Genomic DNA, 19,443 nt, shown 5'->3' with positions numbered 1-19,443 from the left:
TCGCCCCAGCGAATCGACAGGAATTTAATCATGGCAAAACCTGCTGCTCGTCCTCGTAAAAAAGTTAAAAAGACAGTGGTTGATGGCATCGCCCACATCCATGCTTCTTTTAACAACACCATCGTGACCATCACCGACCGTCAAGGTAACGCTCTTTCCTGGGCTACCTCCGGTGGTTCGGGTTTCCGCGGTTCCCGCAAGTCCACCCCGTTCGCTGCTCAAGTAGCTGCTGAGCGTGCTGGTCAAGCTGCGCTGGAATACGGCCTGAAAAACCTCGACGTGAACGTCAAGGGTCCAGGTCCAGGTCGTGAATCCGCAGTCCGCGCTTTGAACGGCTGTGGCTACAAGATCGCCAGCATCACCGACGTGACGCCAATCCCGCACAACGGGTGCCGTCCGCCGAAGAAGCGCCGCGTGTAATCCAGGAGATTGTAAAGAATGGCTCGTTACATTGGTCCAAAATGCAAACTCGCTCGTCGCGAAGGCACCGATCTCTTCCTGAAGAGCGGCGTGCGCGCGATCGAATCGAAGTGCAACATTGAAGCAGCACCTGGTATCCACGGCCAACGCCGCGGTCGCCAGTCCGACTACGGCACCCAACTGCGTGAAAAGCAGAAGGTCCGTCGTATCTACGGCGTTCTCGAGCGTCAGTTCAGCGGCTACTACAAAGAAGCTGCTGGCAAGAAAGGTGCAACCGGTGAAAACCTGCTGCAACTGCTCGAATGCCGTCTGGACAACGTTGTATACCGTATGGGCTTTGGTTCGACTCGTGCCGAATCCCGCCAGCTGGTATCGCACAAGTCGATCAGCGTTAACGGTCAGACCGTAAACGTTCCGTCCTACCAGGTTCGTGCTGGTGACGTGGTTGCTGTTCGCGAGAAAGCAAAAAACCAACTTCGCATTGTCCAAGCTCTCGATCTGTGTGCCCAACGTGGCCGCGTAGAATGGGTAGAAGTAGACACTGAGAAGAAGTCGGGCGTTTTCAAGAACGTTCCTGCTCGCAGTGATCTGTCCGCCGACATCAACGAAAGCCTGATTGTCGAGCTCTACTCCAAGTAAGGGCTAGAAAATAGGTGCATCCATGCAGATTTCGGTAAATGAGTTCCTGACACCCCGCCACATTGATGTGCAGGTTGTCAGTCCAACCCGCGCCAAGATCACTCTCGAGCCTCTCGAGCGTGGTTTTGGCCACACCCTGGGCAACGCGCTGCGCCGCATCCTGTTGTCCTCAATGCCCGGCTGCGCAGTAGTCGAGGCCGAGATTGACGGTGTGCTCCACGAGTACAGCGCCATCGAAGGTGTACAGGAAGACGTAATTGAAATCCTGTTGAACCTTAAAGGTCTGGCCATCAAGCTGCACGGTCGTGACGAAGTTACGCTGACCTTGTCGAAGAAGGGTTCGGGGGTGGTTACCGCTGCCGATATTCAGCTGGATCATGATGTCGAGATCGTTAATCCCGATCACGTAATCGCTAACCTGGCGTCTAACGGCGCCCTGAACATGAAGCTCACCGTAGCTCGTGGTCGTGGTTATGAACCAGCAGACTCGCGTCAGAGCGATGAAGACGAAAGCCGCAGCATCGGTCGCTTGCAGCTTGACTCTTCGTTCAGCCCGGTTCGCCGTATCGCATACGTGGTGGAAAACGCCCGTGTCGAGCAGCGTACCAACCTGGACAAGCTGGTTATTGATCTGGAAACCAACGGTACTCTGGATCCTGAAGAGGCTATCCGCCGCGCTGCAACCATTCTGCAACAGCAGTTGGCTGCGTTCGTCGACCTCAAAGGTGACAGTGAGCCAGTGGTTGTCGAGCAGGAAGACGAGATCGATCCGATCCTGCTTCGCCCGGTTGACGATCTGGAACTGACTGTACGTTCGGCTAACTGCCTTAAGGCGGAAAACATCTACTACATCGGCGACCTGATTCAGCGTACCGAAGTAGAGCTGTTGAAGACTCCGAACCTGGGCAAGAAATCCTTGACTGAAATCAAGGACGTTCTGGCCTCCCGCGGTCTGTCCCTCGGCATGCGCCTCGACAACTGGCCGCCTGCAAGTCTTAAGAAGGACGACAAGGCGACTGCCTGATCGTCGTAATCACCGAACGTAGTGTTTGGTAAGGAATGAACCATGCGTCATCGTAAAAGTGGGCGTCACCTGAGCCGCACCAGCTCGCACCGCAAGGCCATGTTCCAGAACATGGCGGTGTCGCTGTTCGAGCACGAGCTGATCAAAACTACTCTGCCAAAAGCCAAAGAACTGCGCCGCGTTGCCGAGCCGCTGATCACTCTGGCCAAGACAGACAGCGTTGCTAACCGTCGTCTGGCTTTCGACCGTACTCGTTCGAAAGCTATCGTTGGTAAGCTCTTCAACGACCTGGGCAAGCGTTACGCTACCCGTGAGGGTGGCTACCTGCGCATCCTCAAGTGCGGTTTCCGCGCTGGCGACAACGCGCCTATGGCGTACGTCGAACTGGTTGATCGTGCTGTCGGCGGTGAAGCTGTATCCGCTGAGTAAGACATCAGTCTGAAACAAGGAACCGGGCCTAGTGCCCGGTTTTTTGTGCCTGTAGGAAATGCGCGGTTCGTACAAGCTTCTACCCTGTTTGGGTCTGCACTATGTGCGGGGATTCAATGTTAGTTTTTCTCTATTGATGACCACAAGTTAATGAATTTGTGGCTGTCATATTGATGATCGATACTCCCCAACAAGCCGATTAGCCGGCAGTTCAAGACCGATAGAGGATGAAGATCGCATGAGCCAGAACAAGACGCTTACGACCGCCAGTGGCGCACCTGTCGCTGATAACCAGAACTCTCGCTCCGCCGGCCCTCGTGGCCCGTTGCTGCTCGATGATTTCCACCTGATCGAGAAGCTTGCTCACTTCAACCGGGAAAACATTCCTGAGCGTCGTGTACACGCCAAAGGTTCGGGCGCATACGGCACTTTCACGGTCACTCGCGACATCACGCAGTACACCAGCGCCAAGCTGTTCTCTGCTGTCGGCAAACAGACGCCGACCTTCCTGCGTTTCTCCACGGTCGGTGGCGAGCGGGGCTCGGCCGACACCGAGCGCGATCCGCGTGGCTTCGCCCTCAAGTTCTACACCGAAGAAGGCAACTGGGACATCGTCGGCAACAACACGCCGGTGTTCTTCATTCGCGATCCGCTGAAGTTTCCTGACTTTATCCACACCCAGAAACGCCTGCCGCAAAGCAACCTGAAAAGCGCGCAGATGATGTGGGACTTCTGGTCGCATTCGCCTGAAGCGGCGCACCAGGTGACGATCCTGTTCTCCGATCGCGGCATTCCGGACGGCTATCGCCACATGCACGGCTTCGGCAGCCACACCTACAGCCTGATCAGCGCTCAAGGCGAGCGTCACTGGGTGAAGTGGCACTACAAGACCAAGCAAGGGATCAAGAACCTTGCGCCGGCAGACGCGGCACGTCTGGCGGGCACAGATCCCGATTACGCCCAGCGCGATCTGTTCGAAGCCATCGAGCGTGGTGACTTCCCGAAATGGAGTGTGTGCATCCAGATCATGACCGAGGGCCAGGCTGCTGCTCACTACGAGAACCCGTTCGACGTGACCAAAACCTGGTCGCAGAAGGAGTTTCCACTGATCGAAGTGGGTGAACTGGAACTGAATCGTAATCCGCTCAACTATTTTGCCGAAGTCGAGCAAGCTGCGTTCGGTCCAAGCAACATGGTGCCTGGCGTAGGTCTGTCACCGGATCGCATGCTGCAAGGTCGTGTCTTCGCATACGCTGATGCCCACCGCTACCGTGTAGGCACCAACCACCAGCAACTGCCAGTGAACGCCCCGCGCAGCCAGGTGAATACTTACCAGCGTGATGGTTCGATGGCTTTTGGCAGCAATGGTGGTGCAGCGCCTAACTATGAGCCGAACAGCTATGTAGAGTCGCCGAAACAAGCGCCGCACTATGCCGAGCCTGCGCTGGCGTTGAGTGGCGCGGCTGATCGCTACGATCACCGCGAAGACACCGACTACTACAGTCACGCTGGTGCGCTGTTCCGCTTGATGAGCGACGAACAGAAAGCGTTGCTGGTCAGCAACATCGCCGGCGCGATGGCGGGTGTGTCGAGTGATGTCGTCGACCGTCAGTTGCAGCATTTCCACAAGGCCGACCCGGCGTACGGAGAAGCAATCGCAAAGCTGCTCAACGTACAGCTTAACGAAGTCTAAACGAGAAGCAGAACCGCCCTCATTCGGGCGGTTTTTGCGTTATTTAGGCTGCTTTTCTCAGAATATCTTCGCTTTTATTGCGCGAAGTGAGTGACCTTCCAGTCAGGTTGGTTCAAACTACAGACTTTCAAGCAGGGAGATGTAGGGCGATGCAAGGCCACCCAGACGTTATCGATTACCTCAACACGTTGCTGACCGGCGAACTGGCCGCGCGTGACCAATATTTCGTTCACTCGCGGATGTATGAGGACTGGGGATTCACCAAGCTCTACGAACGAATCAACCACGAGATGGAAGAAGAGGCCGGTCACGCCGATGCGTTGATGCGCCGGATTCTGATGCTCGAAGGCACTCCGCGCATGCGCCCGGATGACCTGGATGTCGGTACCACGGTTGAGACCATGCTCGAAGCGGATCTGCGCCTTGAGTACAAGGTTCGTGCTGCACTGTGCAAAGGCATCGAGCTGTGTGAAAAGAATGGCGACTATGTAAGCCGCGATATCCTCAAGCTTCAACTGCACGACACCGAAGAAGATCACACCTACTGGCTCGAAAAGCAGTTGGGCCTGATCAAGCTGATCGGTATCCAGAACTACCTGCAGTCCCACGCGTCCTGATTGCAGCCGATACAAAAAAGCCCCTGTCACTGACGAAGTGACAGGGGCTTTTTCATGCCCGGCGATCAGGCCCGATCGCGGATCAGCAGCGGCTTGAGGTAATGACCGGTGTGAGATTGCTTCATCTCGGCCACCTCCTCCGGCGTACCGGTGGCGATGATCTGGCCACCTTTCGAACCACCCTCGGGGCCGAGATCCACCAGCCAGTCGGCGGTCTTGATCACGTCGAGGTTGTGCTCGATCACCACCACGGTGTTGCCGTGGTCGCGCAGGCGATGCAGTACGTCGAGCAGTTGCTGAATGTCCGCGAAGTGCAGACCGGTGGTCGGCTCGTCGAGGATGTAAAGGGTCTTGCCGGTATCACGCTTGGACAGCTCGCGGGACAGTTTGACCCGCTGTGCTTCACCACCGGACAGCGTGGTCGCCGATTGCCCGAGCTTGATGTAGGACAGGCCCACATCCATCAGCGTTTGCAGCTTGCGCGCCAGCGCCGGCACCGCGTCGAAGAACACTCGCGCTTCCTCGATGGTCATTTCGAGGGTTTCGTGGATGCTCTTGCCCTTGTATTTGATCTCCAGGGTTTCGCGGTTGTAGCGCTTGCTCTTGCACACGTCGCACGGGACGTAGATGTCCGGCAGGAAGTGCATTTCCACCTTGATCAGACCGTCGCCCTGGCAGGCTTCGCAACGACCGCCCTTGACGTTGAACGAGAAACGCCCCGGGCCGTAACCACGGGAGCGGGACTCGGGCACGCCGGCGAACAGTTCGCGGATCGGCGTGAACAGCCCGGTATAGGTCGCCGGGTTGGAGCGCGGCGTACGGCCGATCGGGCTCTGGTCGATGTCGACGACCTTGTCCAGATGCTCCAGGCCCTTGATGCTGTCGTGGGCTGCCGCTTCCAGGGTGGTCGCGCCATTGAGTGCCGTGGCGCTCAGCGGGAACAGCGTGTTGTTGATCAGCGTCGATTTGCCGGAGCCGGAAACGCCGGTCACGCAGGTCAGCAGGCCGATCGGGATTTCCAGGTCGACGTTGCGCAGGTTGTTGCCCCGCGCGCCCTTGAGCGACAGCACCTGCTTCTTGTTGCGCGGTGTGCGTTTGGCCGGCACTTCGATCTTCACCCGGCCCGACAGGTATTTACCGGTCAGCGAGTCCGGGTGCGCCATGACTTCGTCCGGCGTTCCTTCGGCGACGATCTGCCCGCCGTGAACCCCGGCGCCCGGGCCGATATCCACTACGTAGTCGGCCAGGCGGATCGCGTCTTCGTCATGCTCTACCACGATGACCGTGTTGCCGATGTCGCGCAGGTGCTTGAGGGTGCCAAGCAGGCGATCGTTGTCGCGCTGGTGCAGACCAATGGACGGTTCATCAAGGATATAGAGAACACCCACAAGGCCCGCGCCGATCTGGCTGGCCAGACGAATCCGCTGTGCCTCGCCGCCAGATAGCGTGTCGGCACTGCGATCCAGCGACAGATAGTCGAGACCGACATTGACCAGGAATTGCAGGCGCTCGCGGATTTCCTTGAGAATCTTGTCGGCGATTTCGCCACGGCGGCCGGTCATCTTCAGCGCGCCGAAGTAATCGCAGGCGTCGCCGATCGGCAGGTTGGTCACCGCCGGCAGGGTTTTCTCGCCAACCCACACGTGCCGCGCTTCGCGACGCAGGCGGGTACCACGGCAATCCGGGCACGACTGAGTGCTGAGGAACTTCGCCAGTTCTTCGCGCACGCTCGCCGATTCGGTTTCGCGGTAGCGACGCTCGAGGTTCGGTACGATGCCTTCGAACGGGTGCGAGCGCTTGACGATGTCGCCCCGGTCGTTGAGGTATTTGAAGTCGACGTTCTGCGAGCCGCTGCCGTGCAGGATGTACTTCTGTTGATCGGACGGCAATTCGTTGAACGGCTGCTCCAGACTGAAACCGTAATGCGCGGCCAGTGAGCCGAGCATCTGGAAGTAATAGACGTTGCGCCGGTCCCAGCCGCGTATCGCACCTTCGGCCAGCGTGAGTTCACCGTTGACCAGTCGCTTGATGTCGAAGAACTGCTTCACGCCCAGACCGTCGCAGGTCGGGCAGGCGCCGGCCGGGTTGTTGAAGGAAAACAGCTTGGGTTCCAGCTCGCTGATCGCGTGGCCGCAGATCGGGCAGGCGAAGCGCGCGGAGAAGATCATCTCGTCGCCCGGCTCGTCGTCCATCGGCGCCACCAGCGCGATGCCGTCGGCCAGCTTCAGCGCGGTTTCGAAGGATTCGGCCAGACGCTGCTGCAGGTCCGCACGAACCTTGAAGCGGTCGACCACGACTTCAATCGTGTGCTTCTTCTGTTTATCCAGTTTCGGCAACTCGTCCAGCTCGCAGAGTCGGCCGTTGACCCGGGCCCGGACGAAGCCTTGGGCGCGCAGTTCTTCGAACACCGACAGGTGCTCTCCCTTGCGCTCGCGAATCACTGGCGCCAGCAGCATCAGCTTGCTGCCTTCCGGCTGGGCCAGCACCAGGTCGACCATCTGGCTGACGGTCTGCGCTTCCAGCGGGATGTCGTGATCCGGGCAACGCGGCGTACCGACGCGTGCATACAGCAGACGCAGGTAGTCGTAGATTTCGGTGATGGTGCCGACCGTGGAGCGCGGGTTGTGCGAGGTCGACTTCTGTTCGATGGAGATCGCCGGCGACAGGCCTTCGATGGTGTCGACGTCGGGTTTTTCCATCATCGACAGGAACTGCCGGGCATAGGCCGACAGGGATTCGACATAGCGGCGCTGACCTTCGGCGTACAGCGTGTCGAAGGCCAGGGACGACTTGCCGGATCCGGACAGGCCGGTGATGACGATCAGTTTGTCCCGTGGCAGGGTCAGGTCGATGTTCTTCAGGTTGTGGGTGCGGGCCCCACGAATCAGGATCTTGTCCAAAATGGCCTCGCTCGGCGGGCGTCGAAAACACAGGAGTATACGGCCAAATACTGGATGGATGCACACTATCAAGTGAAGGGTTTTTTGCCTTACATGAAGAGAGTTTCATCTGTACGCGTCAAAGCGTCGCGATATACCCCGTCTCTCGATGGGACTGGTAGAATCGCCGCCGGTTCACACGAGGTTTTTCCATGCACGATCCCCACAGCGAACGCATGAGTGGCAGCGAGACCCGCGCGGCGAGCGGTCTGGCCCTGGTGTTCGCCTTCCGTATGCTTGGCATGTTCATGGTGTTGCCGGTACTGGCGACCTACGGCATGGATCTGGCGGGAGCGACCCCGGCCCTGATCGGGCTGGCGATCGGCGCTTACGGCCTGACCCAAGCGATTTTCCAGATTCCGTTCGGGATCATTTCCGACCGCATCGGCCGGCGCCCGGTGATTTACCTGGGGCTGATCGTCTTCGCCCTCGGCAGCGTGCTGGCGGCCCAGGCCGATTCGATCTGGGGCGTGATTGCCGGGCGGATCCTGCAGGGCGCCGGCGCTATTTCTGCGGCGGTCATGGCCTTGCTCTCCGACCTGACCCGCGAACAGCACCGCACCAAGGCAATGGCCATGATCGGCATGACCATCGGCCTGTCGTTCGCCGTGGCCATGGTGGTCGGCCCGCTGCTGACCCGTGCATTCGGCTTGTCCGGCCTGTTCCTCGCCACCGGTGGCATGGCACTGGTCGGGATCGTGATCGTGATGTTCATGGTGCCGAAATCCACCGGGCCGCTGAGTCATCGCGAGTCCGGCGTTGCGCGTCAGGCGTTGATGCCGACGCTCAAGCACCCGGACCTGTTGCGGCTGGACCTGGGCATTTTTGTGTTACATGCGATGTTGATGTCGAGCTTCGTTGCACTGCCCTTGGCGCTGGTCGAAAAAGCCGGTCTGCCCAAGGAGCAGCACTGGTGGGTCTACCTCACCGCGCTGCTGATTTCTTTCTTCGCCATGATCCCGTTCATTATCTACGGCGAGAAGAAACGCAAAATGAAACGAGTTTTGCTCGGCGCCGTGATGACGCTGATGCTCACTGAGCTATTCTTCTGGCAGTTCGGCGACAGCCTGCGGGCTCTGGTGATCGGGACAGTGGTGTTCTTCACCGCGTTCAATCTGCTGGAAGCATCGCTGCCGTCGCTGATCAGCAAGGTTTCACCGGCAGGTGGCAAGGGCACGGCCATGGGCGTGTACTCCACCAGTCAGTTCCTCGGTTCGGCACTCGGCGGGATTCTCGGCGGCTGGATGTTCCAGCATGGCGGTCTGTCGGTTGTGTTCCTCGGATGTGCCGGGCTGGCTGCACTTTGGCTGGCCTTTGCTGTTACCATGCGCGAACCTCCCTACGTGACGAGCCTGCGCCTGCCGCTGTCGCCCGAAGCGATCCGCGAAGCGGGTCTGGTCGAGCGTCTCAAGGCCCTCGTAGGGGTAACTGATGCAGTGATAGTCGCTGATGAAGCGGCGATCTACATCAAACTGGACACCGAATTAATGGATCGCACCACTCTCGAACGCCTGGTGAACAACCCGGCGCAGACTGCGTGCGAAGCCTAGGAGAACGTTATGGCCCGTGGGGTTAACAAAGTCATTCTGGTCGGTACTTGCGGCCAGGATCCCGAAGTACGCTACCTGCCCAACGGTAACGCCGTGACCAACCTGAGTCTGGCGACCAGCGAGCAGTGGACCGACAAGCAGACCGGTCAAAAGGTCGAGAAGACCGAGTGGCACCGTGTATCGATGTTCGGCAAGGTTGCCGAAATCGCCGGCGAATACCTGCGCAAGGGTTCGCAGGTTTACATCGAAGGCAAGCTGCAGACCCGTGAGTGGGAAAAAGACGGTATCAAGCGTTACACCACCGAAATCGTGGTCGACATGCAAGGCACCATGCAACTGCTCGGCGGCCGTCCACAACAGGGCGACCAACAAGGCGGTGGCAACAACTATCAGCAGCAGGCGCCACGCCAGCAGGCTCCGCGTCCGCAGCAGTCGGCACCTCAGCAGCGTCCGGCCCCGGCTCCACAGCAGGCCGCACCGCAACCGGCTCCGGATTTCGACAGCTTCGATGACGATATCCCGTTCTGATTGTTGCGCTGAACCGCGACCGGTTTAGATCCGAAGCCTCCGCATTGCGGGGGCTTCGTCGTTTCTGAGGGGTAGTACTTGTCTTTGCTGCTCATCAACTGACTGCTCGGTCTCCATCATCAGGGCCGTAAAGTTTCGTCCCAAGGCTTGAAGGCCGCGCCCGGTCACTCCATGATCGGCGTCGGCGCCTGACGTTGCGCCGCTCTTTTGCAAGCAGGCTTCCCGGCGTTGGCAGCCTGTTCACCCACAAGAACAAGAGAAACCGATGAGCAGTAGCAAGAACAAGGAAATCGAGTATCTGCGCGGTGTGGCCATCCTGATGACGGTCCTTGCCCATAGCGCGCTGTTATTGCCGTTCCACGGCGCCTTCATGGAGAAACTGTTCAACGTCTATTCCCCCTGGTCGGGTGTGGATCTGTTCTTCTGCATTTCGGGCTATGTCGTCAGCAAGGCCTATCTCGATTACTTCGACAAAAACCGCGAGCAGAACCGTTACGGCCTCGCCGCCACTTCATTCTGGATCCGTCGGGCGTACCGCCTGCTGCCCACCGCGTGGCTGTGGGTGCTGATTCCGCTGGCGTTCTCGATCTTTTTCAACCAGTCGAATGCCTTCCAGTCGTGGTACGACAATCTGCGCAGTTTCACCGCCGTTGCGACGTTCACCGGTAACCTGGCGAACCAGTACGGGGTGATTCTGGGGCCGAATTCGGTGTACTGGAGCCTGGCGCTGGAGGAGCAGTTCTACTTCATCTTCCCGCTGTTCCTGCTGCTGATCACCTCGACCCGCTGGCGGGTGATTACGCTGCTCGCGCTGATCGCCGTGCAGTTTCCGCTCGATCGCAATGCCTTTGGCGCGCCGCCGGCGAGCATGCTCTTCTCTTTCCGCCTCGACGCCATGATGTGGGGCATTCTGCTCTGCCTGTTCACCCGCACGTCCTTGTACAAGGAGATTGAACCGGTCGCACTCGGTGGCAGTTTGCTCAAGCGACTGGGCATCACGTTGTTCCTGCTTTACCTGCTGGGGGCGATTGCCGGCCAGATGATCGCAACGCCCATCGCTGTCGGATTGCTGGCGCTGAATGCGCTGATTCTGGTCTGGCTCTCCAGCTACCAGAAGGGCTACATCTACTGCCCGGCGATCTTGAGTGGGCTCGCTCAATGGCTGGGGTCGCGTTCCTATGCGCTGTACGTGATCCACATGTTCGCCTACCACCTGAGCACCGAGATCTGGAGCCGGGTCGCCCACGAGCGCGGCGTCGAGCTGGGCGCAGCGTTCACCGTGGAGCTGTTGCTCACCTCGTTTGCGATCATGATCGTGTGCAGTGAGTTGAACTACCGGTTCGTCGAAACGCCATTGCGGCGCCGGGGTGCTGAAATCTCCCGTCGGCGAATGGCCGGAATTGTCACCGCCGAGCCCGCCAAGGAAACACCTGCGAAAGACGTACCGGTGCGCTCGACCGAACTGTCCTGATCAGCACCCGCCCATAAAAAAACCGTAGTGCCACAACGCTACGGTTTTTTTGCCGCCGGTTCTGGTGGCTCAGTCAAGAATCAGATGCGGCAAAAACCGGCTCGAATCCTTGGTGATAAGACTGTTGTCCTCCCGCACACCAATCCCCGCTGCCTGATCGGCAATTACCCACGAGCCGATCAACGTGTAGCTGTCGTCAAACTTCGGCAACGGGGCAAATTCCTGCAGGATGAAGGGCGCATCGGTGTAGGGCCCATCCTCTTTGACGATCAGACCTTCGGCGGTCTGCAACTCGATGTTGGCGCCTTCCCGGGAGAAGTACGGTTTGCGTACCCAGCCCTTGGGCACCGCACTGCCCGGGTTCGGGTCGAGGTGCGCGGCCAGCAGATTCGGGTGGCCCTTGTGCAACTCCCATAGCAGGGGCAGGGCGCCCTTGTTGGAGAGAATGGATTTCCACGCCGGTTCGAAAAACTGCGTGTCGCACTCGGCAATCGCCGCGCCGAACGGCTCGTGGAAGATGAATTCCCAGGCGTGCAGTTTGAAGAGGTGCGGGATCCAGCGATCTTCGAGATCCACGAAACGACCGTCAGCGCTCAGGCCGATGTCTTCGATGTCGATGTGCCGCGATTCGATGCCGACCTTCTCCGCGATCAACCGCAGGTAATCCGTGGTGCCCTTGTCTTCGACCGAGTCTTTCATCGAAGCGAAGTAAAACGGCCGCTTCAGTTTCAGTTGGGCAAAGGCTTCGTGCAGCCGGGTGTCGATGCTGTTGAACTGGTCGGCATGGCGCGGCAGCATCCCGCGCTCGATGCATTGCTCCAGCCAGCCCCACTGAAACGCCGCCGCTTCATAAAGACTGGTGGGCGTGTCGTAGTTGAGTTCGAGCAGCTTCGCCGGGCCGTTGCCGCTGTAGGAGAAGTCCATGCGTCCGTACAGATGCGGATGACCTTCCAGCCAGGACGTTCGGATCATGTCGTAGTACGGCGCCGGAATGCTCAGACGATCCAGCAGTTCTTCACTGTGCACGACGCGGTCGACCAGGTCCATGCACATCTCGTGCAGCTCGGTGGTCGGATCCTCCAGATCGTTTTCGATCTGCGCGAGCGTGAACTGGTAATAGGCGTGCTCGTCCCAGTACGGCTCGTCGTCGATGGTGTGAAACAGAAAACCGAGGCTTTCGGCGGTCTGTTTCCAGTCGTGGCGTTCGGCGCAGTGGATCTTCTTCATGGTCAGCTGCTCGAACGGCCCCAGCCGCCCCAACCGCTGCGTGCGCTGGACTGGCTGCCGAAACCGCCACGGGAAGTGGACGACGCCACGTTGACCGGTTTGCGGTAATCGCTGTCGTAGTCCCGCTGGCTGCGGCTTGGTGCAGACTCGATCCGCCGGTTCAGCGTCGAGGTGTCGTAGGTCTGGCGGGTATTGCGCTCGCGATAAACCGACCGCGAGTCGTTCGCGCGGTTGTTGCTCATGGCATTGCCGATCAGCCATCCGGTGAGCCAGCCGTTGCCTGCACCGCTGGACGAGTGCGAAGTGCTGGTCTGATTGCTTTGCACGGCAGCCGCATCACCGGCCGGCATCTGCGCATTGGCGATCGCATCGAGGTTCTGCGCCGGCTCACCGTCCTGCGGCACCTTGAAGCCACCGAGTTTCGGCACGAAACGGCCGGCGGAATTTTTCTGACACCAGTCAGCGGCAAAGTCCGCGTCGCAGGCAGCCTTGTCGTCGTAGGCCGGGGAGATCCGTCGGTGTTCGGCCAGGGCGGCGACGTAGGCGTTCGAGCAGACATCCGGCGCCACTTCGGCGTCGACGCATTGTTCGACGCTCTGGAAGTTACGTTGCTGTTCCTGGGCGGCCACTTCACCGGAAATCGCCAGGGCCACCGAGGCGGCCAGCGACAGTTGAACGTACTTGCTTCGTTTCATCTCAGGCTTCCTGCCGATCAGTAGGACGGGGTCATGCACGCGGCGTTGAGCATGCCGACGCTGATCGCCACCGCCGCCACATAGATGCCCGCGGCGATTTCACCGTTGGCGATGCGCTGGGACGTGCCCTTGAGCACCAGCCCGGTCGCCAGGAAGGCCAGCAATTGCACCACGGCCGCGATCACCGCCCAGAGGACGAAGTCGAGAACGTTGATTGAGTGAGCGATCACGTTGCTGGCTGGAATCGCGAAGCCGATGATCGCGCCAGACAGGGCAATGGCGGCAGCGACGTTGCCGGAACGGATCAGCTCGAATTCCTTGTGCGGCGTGACGCGGGTGTAGACGAACTGAAACAGCATGAACAGCAGCACGGCGCCGATCAGGTAGGCAACGAAACCGACCAGCGCGGCTTTGTTCAGGGAAATGGACAACGCTTCCAGCATGGAAAACTTCCTTTTAAATGGTGCTCAAATCGGTGGTGTACAGCGAGATGCCCAGCGAGGTGCTCAGGCTGACGGTGCCTTCTTCGTCCTGTTCGACGGAGAACAGCAAGAGCTCGCGGCGATCGGTCAGGCCGGTCTCCCGGGCGTAAAGCATCGAGTGATGATTGATGGTGTAGGACTCGTCCGGGTTGATCACCTGTTCGGTGAGCGGCACCAGTTCGGTCTGGCCGCGTTCGGTGCCCCATTCACGGGTGTATTCGACACCTTCGTGGCGATAGGTCGGCAGGCCGATCTGACTGTTCGGGCCGGCCAGGCGCTGCAGTTCGGCGTCACTGTTGACCGTCACATAGCTCACGTAATTGAACAGCGTCACCGACTCGATCTGGTCGTCGCCCGTGACATGGATCTGTACCCAGAACTCTTCGTCGTTCAGATAGTAGCGATGCAGTTTGTTCGACTGACCGAGGTCGATCCAGCCGGCGCTCCAGATGGCCTGGGCATCGGGAACCCGCACCGAAGTGCTGCCGTCGAGCAACAGGCCGAGGGTCGTATCGAAGCGGATCGCCTTGCCCTGCGCCAGTCCGAGCGGGCCGCCGGCAGACTCTGACGCCGGCGCGGCCGACTGCCAGTTGCTGGTGCCGAGCAAATCTTTGAACCATCCCATGGGTACATTCCTTGAAGCGGGTGGAGATATTCGTTGGCAAAACGCCGCTAGTGTACCGGCCTCGTGGCGAACGAGCAGGCAAAAAAGAAGGGCACCCGGTGCCCTTCTTTTTTCTCGCCGCCGTTACTGGGCGGACTTCTGCTTCAGGCGCTCGAGGATGGCGTTGGCGCTGCCTTCGTTCGGCGTGATGCCGGCTTCGCGCAGCTTGCGATCCAGGTCGTTGCCGGTCGACGCATCGGCCAGCTCGTCGGCAGCGCTCAGCTCGGCAGCGCGTTGCTGTTGCTTGGCTTGCAGACGGTTCAGAGTACCGACAGCGGTTTCCAGCTTGCCGTTGGCGCCGCCGCTGGCGATCGAAGCACTGACCTGAGCCTTCTGCACGCTTTCACGGGCCTTGGCCATGTCCACTTGCTGGCGCAGGCTCTTGATCCGCGCTTCGGCCTTGTTGATGTCCTTGCGCATGTTGTCGGCGTAGGTGCCGAACTCGTCGCTCTGCTTCTTCTCGACGCCCAGGTCGTTGGTCAGGGTCGAGATCGCTTCGGCCACTTCCAGCGCCAGGTCTTCACGGCCGGCGTTCAGGGCGGAAACGGCCTTGGCTTCCAGGTCCCTGATCTTGGCTTCGTACTCGCTCACGCGGTCGGCGGAGAGTTTGTGCTTGGCCATGATGGTGACCAGTTCGCGACGGGCGTTGGACAGCGCGCTGTCGGCGTCACGGATTTCCTGATCGAGGATGCGCAGGGCCTGTTGGTCGGCGATCGCTTCGCCGACTTCGTTGGCGCCGCCGCGCAGCGCGGTGAACAACTTGCTCCAGATGGACTGAGTCATTGGATATTCCCTGTTGATTACTTGAAGAAGTGTTCGAAGGCTTCGCTGGCGCGCTGCACGTTATCGACCAGGGTTTTCACCTCGGTGACCACGTTGGTCAGGCTCGAATCGGCACTCAGTGCACCGAACATGTTGTAGACGGTCTGGCCATTGGGCATGGTCTCGATGCCGATCGACGACAGCGGGAACATTTCCCGGCTACGCAGTACGGCGTCGTTGAAGGCGCGCACGTCGGTGATCGAATCGATGTCCACCAGCACGGTGTCGACGATGATCTGCTGACCGGCGAGGGCGATGTGAATCGGCAGACCACCGAATTCGTTCATCTCCAGCTTGAGGCTGGGTTCGGAGCTCTGGATCAGAGACAGCGTGATCTCTTGCGAAGCCACCTCGTCCAGCGCCTTGATGGCGTTGTAGAGGCTATCGATGTTCCAGTTGTTGCCTGCGCTCATGTAATTCTCCGACATGAAAGAGCCAGCCAGAATCGGTTGGCGTAGCTGTTGCTCCATTTGCTTGAGCAAGCTTCGGTTTTCCGGAAGTACCCAAGTTTCGTGTTTCACATAACCGGCGGCAGCCAGGCCCGCGCGCATCTGCTTCATATAAAAGCTCGACGGTTTTTTCGCGGACGGTGTCGAGCGCACTCCCTTTGGGCTCTCTGACTTTGTGGCGGGGGAGCGGCTTTTCATGGCGATGACTCCGTTATGAACATCTCACGCGTGAGCCACACTACAACCAATTCAAAGTGCCATCAATGGCTCACGCGTGAGATTTTCATGACACGCGAAAAAACGCCCGCAACGAGGCGGGCGCAGGTTTTCCAGGTGTGCCCGAGCAGGGCTCAGTGGCTGGCGGCGAGGAACTCGTCGGTGGACACCACGCTGGCGTAGGCAAACCCCAGCGCCGACATGAACGCCGCATGCACGTGGGCGGCCGGCACGGTCAGGCCGTTGAATTCCAGATCGCGGCTGGCGCAGGCATCGTGAATCACCGTGACTGTGTAGCCCAGATCTGCCGCCGCACGGGTGATGCCGTCGACGCACATGTGGCTCATGCTGCCGACCACCACCAGCTCCTTGATGCCCTGTTCGTCGAGGATCGATTGCAGCTCGGTTTCGCGGAACGAGTTGACGAAGTGCTTGAGCACCACCGGCTCGTCGGCGCGGTTGAGCACTTTCGGATGCAGCTTCGCGCCCTCGGAGCCCGGAGTGAAAAACGGTGCCTCGGGCGAGGTGAATTCGTGGCGGATGTGTACCACCGAATCACCGGTCTCGCGGAACGCCGCGATCAGCCGGGCGGCGTTGTCGGCGGCAGCGTCGGCACCGGCCAGCGGCCACTTGCCTTGGGGGAAGTAGTCGTTCTGGATATCGACTACGATGAGCGCTTGCTTGGCCATGGGTGTGTCCTCGAAGTGAACGTTGGGTGTGGGCTCAGTATTGGCGCTGGCCACGTTTTCGAGGATTGGCCGCACCGACAATACACAGGGGAAAACTGACAATGGACGCGAAACCTGCAGTCGTCGAACTGGGTGTGCTGATCTATCCCGGCGCGCAGCTGGCGGCGGTGCATGGGTTGACCGACCTGTTCGCGGTGGCCAACCGGGTCGCTGCCGAGCACCAGAGTGCGCAGCTGCCGCGCTTGCGCGTCAGCCATTGGCAGGTCGAGGGTGATCAGCCACCGGTGCGGGACCACGACAGCGATCCCGGCACCGACGCCGGTCTGGTCGCGGTCGTGATTCCGCCGTCCATTGGTGGTTTTTCGGCAGCCCAGGTGCCCGCCGGGCTGATTCACTGGCTGCGCGAGCAACACGCCCGTGGCGCCACCCTCGGCGGTGTATGCGTGGGTTCTATGCTGCTGGCTGAAAGCGGTCTGCTCGACGGTCGCAGCGCCACCACGCACTGGACGTCGGCCAAGGCGTTCGCCGAACGGTATCCCCACATCAAACTCAAGGCCGACACGCCGATTGTCGATGACGGCGACCTGATCACCACGGCCGGTTTGATGGCCTGGTCGGAGCTGGGATTGCGGCTGGTCGATCGTCTGCTCGGGCCGAGTATTGCCAGCGCAACCGCGCGGTTCCTGGTGGTGGAACACAGCGACAGCGCCAGTGCCTGCGGAAGCAATTTCGCCCCGATCCTCAATCACGGCGACGCGGCAATTCTCAAGGTTCAGCACTGGCTGCAAGGCAATGGCGCGACCGATGTCTCGCTGACGGCGATGGCCGAACGCGCGGGCCTCGAAGAACGTACTTTCCTGCGTCGTTTCCGTGCAGCGACCGGTCTGAAACCCACCGAATACTGCCAGCACCTGCGGGTCGGCAAGGCCCGGGAAATGCTCGAGTTCACCAACGGCACCATCGACCATATTGCGTGGACGGTGGGCTATCAGGACCCCGGGGCCTTTCGCGCGACGTTCAGGAAAATCACCGGGCTGGCGCCGAGTGAATACCGGACGCGATTCGGCAATCTGACCCCGCCCCACATCTCCCGTTGATTCCTGTGGAAGCTGTTCCTGGCTTTGTTGACGGCTGGCGACCATGAACTAGGCTGATACTGGCCAATTGATCTTACGGTCAATGCCCCCCAGTCGCACTCAAGGACGAAAATCATGCCGGTCTTCAAATATGCCAAGGCGTACAGGTCGGCAGCGCTGTTTGCTGCATGCATTGCAACTATCGCCGGATGCGCGGTGCCGACCGGTACGGCTCACCTTTATAGAGCGCAGACGGTAACGGGTGCCGACCGCTCGGCGGCCCGGCAACTGGTCAATGTCTACGACCCCAATTCGCAAGAGACGGCAATCAAAAAAGCGGCCAAGGGCAGTCTTGCGTCCCAGGATGTGTTTTCCATTTATCTCACCGACGGCTATTTCAAATACCTGCGCGATTTCGACGGTGTCAATGAAGTGGTGATCGTCGCCGAGTTCACGGAAGTGAGCTCCGGAACCAAGACCGATACGGTCAGCAAGGTCCTCGGACCTTACCTGGGCGTGGCGGACCGGTCAGGTACGCCATTTCTCAACAAGCTCCTGTACGGGCCTAAGAAGCTCGAGTCCGACCACATCAATGTACGCCTGACTGTTCTGGAATATGACCAGGGTGAAAACGAGAACTCGGCGGCGTTTCTCGATTTCATCACCTCGGCCAGCCAGACCCTTTCATTGGCTGATCCCGTGACCGCGGCGGAAATCAAGTTCGCCAAGGAGGTAGCCAAGAGCTTGTTGAGCCTGAACAAGGATGATGTGGTCATGCAGATCGAATTCGATCTGGTCGGTGATACAGGTCAGGTCGGTCAGCAAGGCAGTTTCATCCCGCTGTCGCCTGGCAATTACGTGCTGATCAATCGCGAACGTTGTTCTCTGGGCAACTGCTTCGGCTATCTGACTCATGATGGCAGGTCGTTCAATCCTGTCGCCTGGCTTGGGGATGCCGCGTTGCTCGTGCCAGTGGCCTTGCGTCGGGGCCTGACCGACACTCCGGATCAAAAAGCCTTGAGCCCTATTGAGCTGGACAAGATCAAGCAACGCAATCAACAAGTGGTCGATGCTTCGGGCAACGTCTTTACCGATAAGACCTGGCTGAGCTTCTCCGTGGTCAAGGGGGGCGATGCGTCCCTATGGGAGACACGTCGTCTGCTGGCCACTGCCGAAGATGCCATCCAGAGCCTGAGTAAGAAAGGTGCGATAAGCGGACTGGAAAGCCCTGATTTCAAATTGGCCCAGGATGCGCTCAATGCTGCACGTGCCAAAGAGTTGCAAAGTCAGGCGACATTGTCATTTGTATCACCCGTCAATGCCGAAGGCGAATTCGCGCCCACCATCACAACCACCGAGTATTGCCTGAGCCATCCGGCCACGGTGAAAACCATCGACGCCAAGTTTTATCAACTCGCCAATAAAGGCGTTCCGCAGGCACTCGCAGTTGCGGATATCGACCGGAACAAGGCGAAGTCCACGCCGAACAATACCTGCTACACCGTCGGTGGCAAGGCACTGGTTGCGGGCAATTACGAGATGGTTGCAGTGTACGGATCCGACCTTGGCAATCAGGTTCAGCGCATCCGCTATAAGGTGGAGGATCCGGCGGCCACCAAGGCGGCCGCCGATGCCGCTGCCGCCGCGAAGGCCGCTGCGGCCAAGGCAGCAGCGAAACCGACACCGTGAGCAATCATGCAAAATGCCGTGCGCGATGAACACGTCGTGCAGAATGAGACAGGCGAGATGCCACTACTGCAAAGGTAACGAGCTGATTTGGCGCGAATTTGTCTGAGGCACTGGCTGGCCTGAT

At 59.5% G+C, this 19,443-nt stretch carries 19 protein-coding genes; 11 read left to right on the top strand and 8 right to left on the bottom strand.

Annotated elements, in window-relative coordinates; all coding sequences use genetic code 11:
• Window positions 1–30 precede the first annotated feature (30 nt).
• From rpsK to bfr, 6 genes are all read left to right on the top strand, one after another.
• Window positions 31–420, top strand: coding sequence for a 30S ribosomal protein S11 (gene rpsK / locus M5G18_RS20515; protein ID WP_002555466.1), 390 nt, complete (start codon window positions 31–33; stop codon window positions 418–420).
• An 18-nt stretch (window positions 421–438) separates the two neighbouring features.
• Window positions 439–1,059 carry a 30S ribosomal protein S4 gene (rpsD, locus tag M5G18_RS20510; RefSeq protein WP_003176404.1) on the top strand — a complete coding sequence of 207 codons (621 nt, stop codon included), beginning with the start codon at window positions 439–441 and terminating at the stop codon, window positions 1,057–1,059.
• A 22-nt stretch (window positions 1,060–1,081) separates the two neighbouring features.
• Entirely contained in the window at window positions 1,082–2,083 is a 1,002-nt protein-coding gene (locus tag M5G18_RS20505) for a DNA-directed RNA polymerase subunit alpha (protein WP_003186012.1), read from the top strand.
• 42 nt (window positions 2,084–2,125) lie between these two features.
• Window positions 2,126–2,512, top strand: a complete 387-nt coding sequence (gene rplQ / locus M5G18_RS20500; protein ID WP_007955635.1) for a 50S ribosomal protein L17 — start codon at window positions 2,126–2,128, stop codon at window positions 2,510–2,512.
• 238 nt (window positions 2,513–2,750) lie between these two features.
• Window positions 2,751–4,205: a catalase gene (locus tag M5G18_RS20495; protein WP_273897637.1), complete on the top strand. Its 1,455-nt coding sequence runs from the start codon at window positions 2,751–2,753 to the stop codon at window positions 4,203–4,205.
• Window positions 4,206–4,354: 149 nt separating this feature from the next.
• Window positions 4,355–4,822: a bacterioferritin gene (gene bfr, locus M5G18_RS20490; protein ID WP_007955633.1), complete on the top strand. Its 468-nt coding sequence runs from the start codon at window positions 4,355–4,357 to the stop codon at window positions 4,820–4,822.
• A 65-nt stretch (window positions 4,823–4,887) separates the two neighbouring features.
• Here bfr and uvrA read toward each other — a convergent pair whose 3' ends face one another.
• The gene (gene uvrA, locus M5G18_RS20485) at window positions 4,888–7,722 is read right to left on the bottom strand and encodes an excinuclease ABC subunit UvrA (RefSeq protein ID WP_273897638.1); all 2,835 of its coding nucleotides are present in this window, start codon (window positions 7,720–7,722) and stop codon (window positions 4,888–4,890) included.
• A 191-nt stretch (window positions 7,723–7,913) separates the two neighbouring features.
• On the opposite strand from uvrA, the gene M5G18_RS20480 reads away from it, so the two are divergent.
• The 3 genes from M5G18_RS20480 (at window position 7,914) to M5G18_RS20470 (ending at window position 11,310) form a co-directional block, all read left to right on the top strand.
• Window positions 7,914–9,311: an MFS transporter gene (locus M5G18_RS20480; protein WP_007955631.1), complete on the top strand. Its 1,398-nt coding sequence runs from the start codon at window positions 7,914–7,916 to the stop codon at window positions 9,309–9,311.
• A 9-nt stretch (window positions 9,312–9,320) separates the two neighbouring features.
• Window positions 9,321–9,839, top strand: coding sequence for a single-stranded DNA-binding protein (locus M5G18_RS20475; protein ID WP_007966163.1), 519 nt, complete (start codon window positions 9,321–9,323; stop codon window positions 9,837–9,839).
• A gap of 265 nt (window positions 9,840–10,104) precedes the next feature.
• Window positions 10,105–11,310 carry an acyltransferase family protein gene (locus M5G18_RS20470; protein ID WP_273897640.1) on the top strand — a complete coding sequence of 402 codons (1,206 nt, stop codon included), beginning with the start codon at window positions 10,105–10,107 and terminating at the stop codon, window positions 11,308–11,310.
• A 69-nt stretch (window positions 11,311–11,379) separates the two neighbouring features.
• Here M5G18_RS20470 and M5G18_RS20465 read toward each other — a convergent pair whose 3' ends face one another.
• The 7 genes from M5G18_RS20465 to M5G18_RS20435 all read right to left on the bottom strand — a co-directional run bounded on the left by M5G18_RS20465 (window position 11,380) and on the right by M5G18_RS20435 (window position 16,554).
• A complete protein-coding gene (locus M5G18_RS20465; RefSeq protein WP_273897641.1) occupies window positions 11,380–12,537 on the bottom strand; it encodes a glutathionylspermidine synthase family protein in 1,158 nt (385 codons plus the stop codon).
• A gap of 2 nt (window positions 12,538–12,539) precedes the next feature.
• Window positions 12,540–13,232 (bottom strand): DUF1190 domain-containing protein, encoded by a 693-nt coding sequence (locus tag M5G18_RS20460; protein ID WP_273897642.1) that lies wholly within the window; start codon window positions 13,230–13,232, stop codon window positions 12,540–12,542.
• A gap of 17 nt (window positions 13,233–13,249) precedes the next feature.
• Complete coding sequence (locus M5G18_RS20455) at window positions 13,250–13,675, bottom strand: DUF350 domain-containing protein (protein ID WP_007955627.1); 426 nt, start codon at window positions 13,673–13,675, stop codon at window positions 13,250–13,252.
• Between the two features lie 13 nt (window positions 13,676–13,688).
• Window positions 13,689–14,339: a DUF2491 family protein gene (locus M5G18_RS20450; protein ID WP_011336162.1), complete on the bottom strand. Its 651-nt coding sequence runs from the start codon at window positions 14,337–14,339 to the stop codon at window positions 13,689–13,691.
• Between the two features lie 123 nt (window positions 14,340–14,462).
• Window positions 14,463–15,161: a PspA/IM30 family protein gene (locus M5G18_RS20445; RefSeq protein WP_103385518.1), complete on the bottom strand. Its 699-nt coding sequence runs from the start codon at window positions 15,159–15,161 to the stop codon at window positions 14,463–14,465.
• A gap of 17 nt (window positions 15,162–15,178) precedes the next feature.
• Window positions 15,179–15,847, bottom strand: coding sequence for a YjfI family protein (locus M5G18_RS20440; protein ID WP_273897644.1), 669 nt, complete (start codon window positions 15,845–15,847; stop codon window positions 15,179–15,181).
• Window positions 15,848–15,999: 152 nt separating this feature from the next.
• Window positions 16,000–16,554 (bottom strand): cysteine hydrolase family protein, encoded by a 555-nt coding sequence (locus tag M5G18_RS20435; protein WP_273897645.1) that lies wholly within the window; start codon window positions 16,552–16,554, stop codon window positions 16,000–16,002.
• Window positions 16,555–16,655: 101 nt separating this feature from the next.
• Between M5G18_RS20435 and M5G18_RS20430 the strand changes: the two genes are divergently transcribed.
• Window positions 16,656–17,651: a GlxA family transcriptional regulator gene (locus M5G18_RS20430; RefSeq protein ID WP_273897646.1), complete on the top strand. Its 996-nt coding sequence runs from the start codon at window positions 16,656–16,658 to the stop codon at window positions 17,649–17,651.
• 114 nt (window positions 17,652–17,765) lie between these two features.
• Complete coding sequence (locus tag M5G18_RS20425) at window positions 17,766–19,319, top strand: hypothetical protein (RefSeq protein WP_273897649.1); 1,554 nt, start codon at window positions 17,766–17,768, stop codon at window positions 19,317–19,319.
• Window positions 19,320–19,443 lie beyond the last annotated feature (124 nt).

Origin of the sequence: Pseudomonas aphyarum (assembly GCF_028657055.1) — a bacterium.
GTDB lineage: Bacteria > Pseudomonadota > Gammaproteobacteria > Pseudomonadales > Pseudomonadaceae > Aquipseudomonas > Aquipseudomonas aphyarum.
The sequence above is the reverse complement of the archived record's forward strand: the minus strand, read 5'-3'. Positions and strand labels throughout refer to the sequence as shown.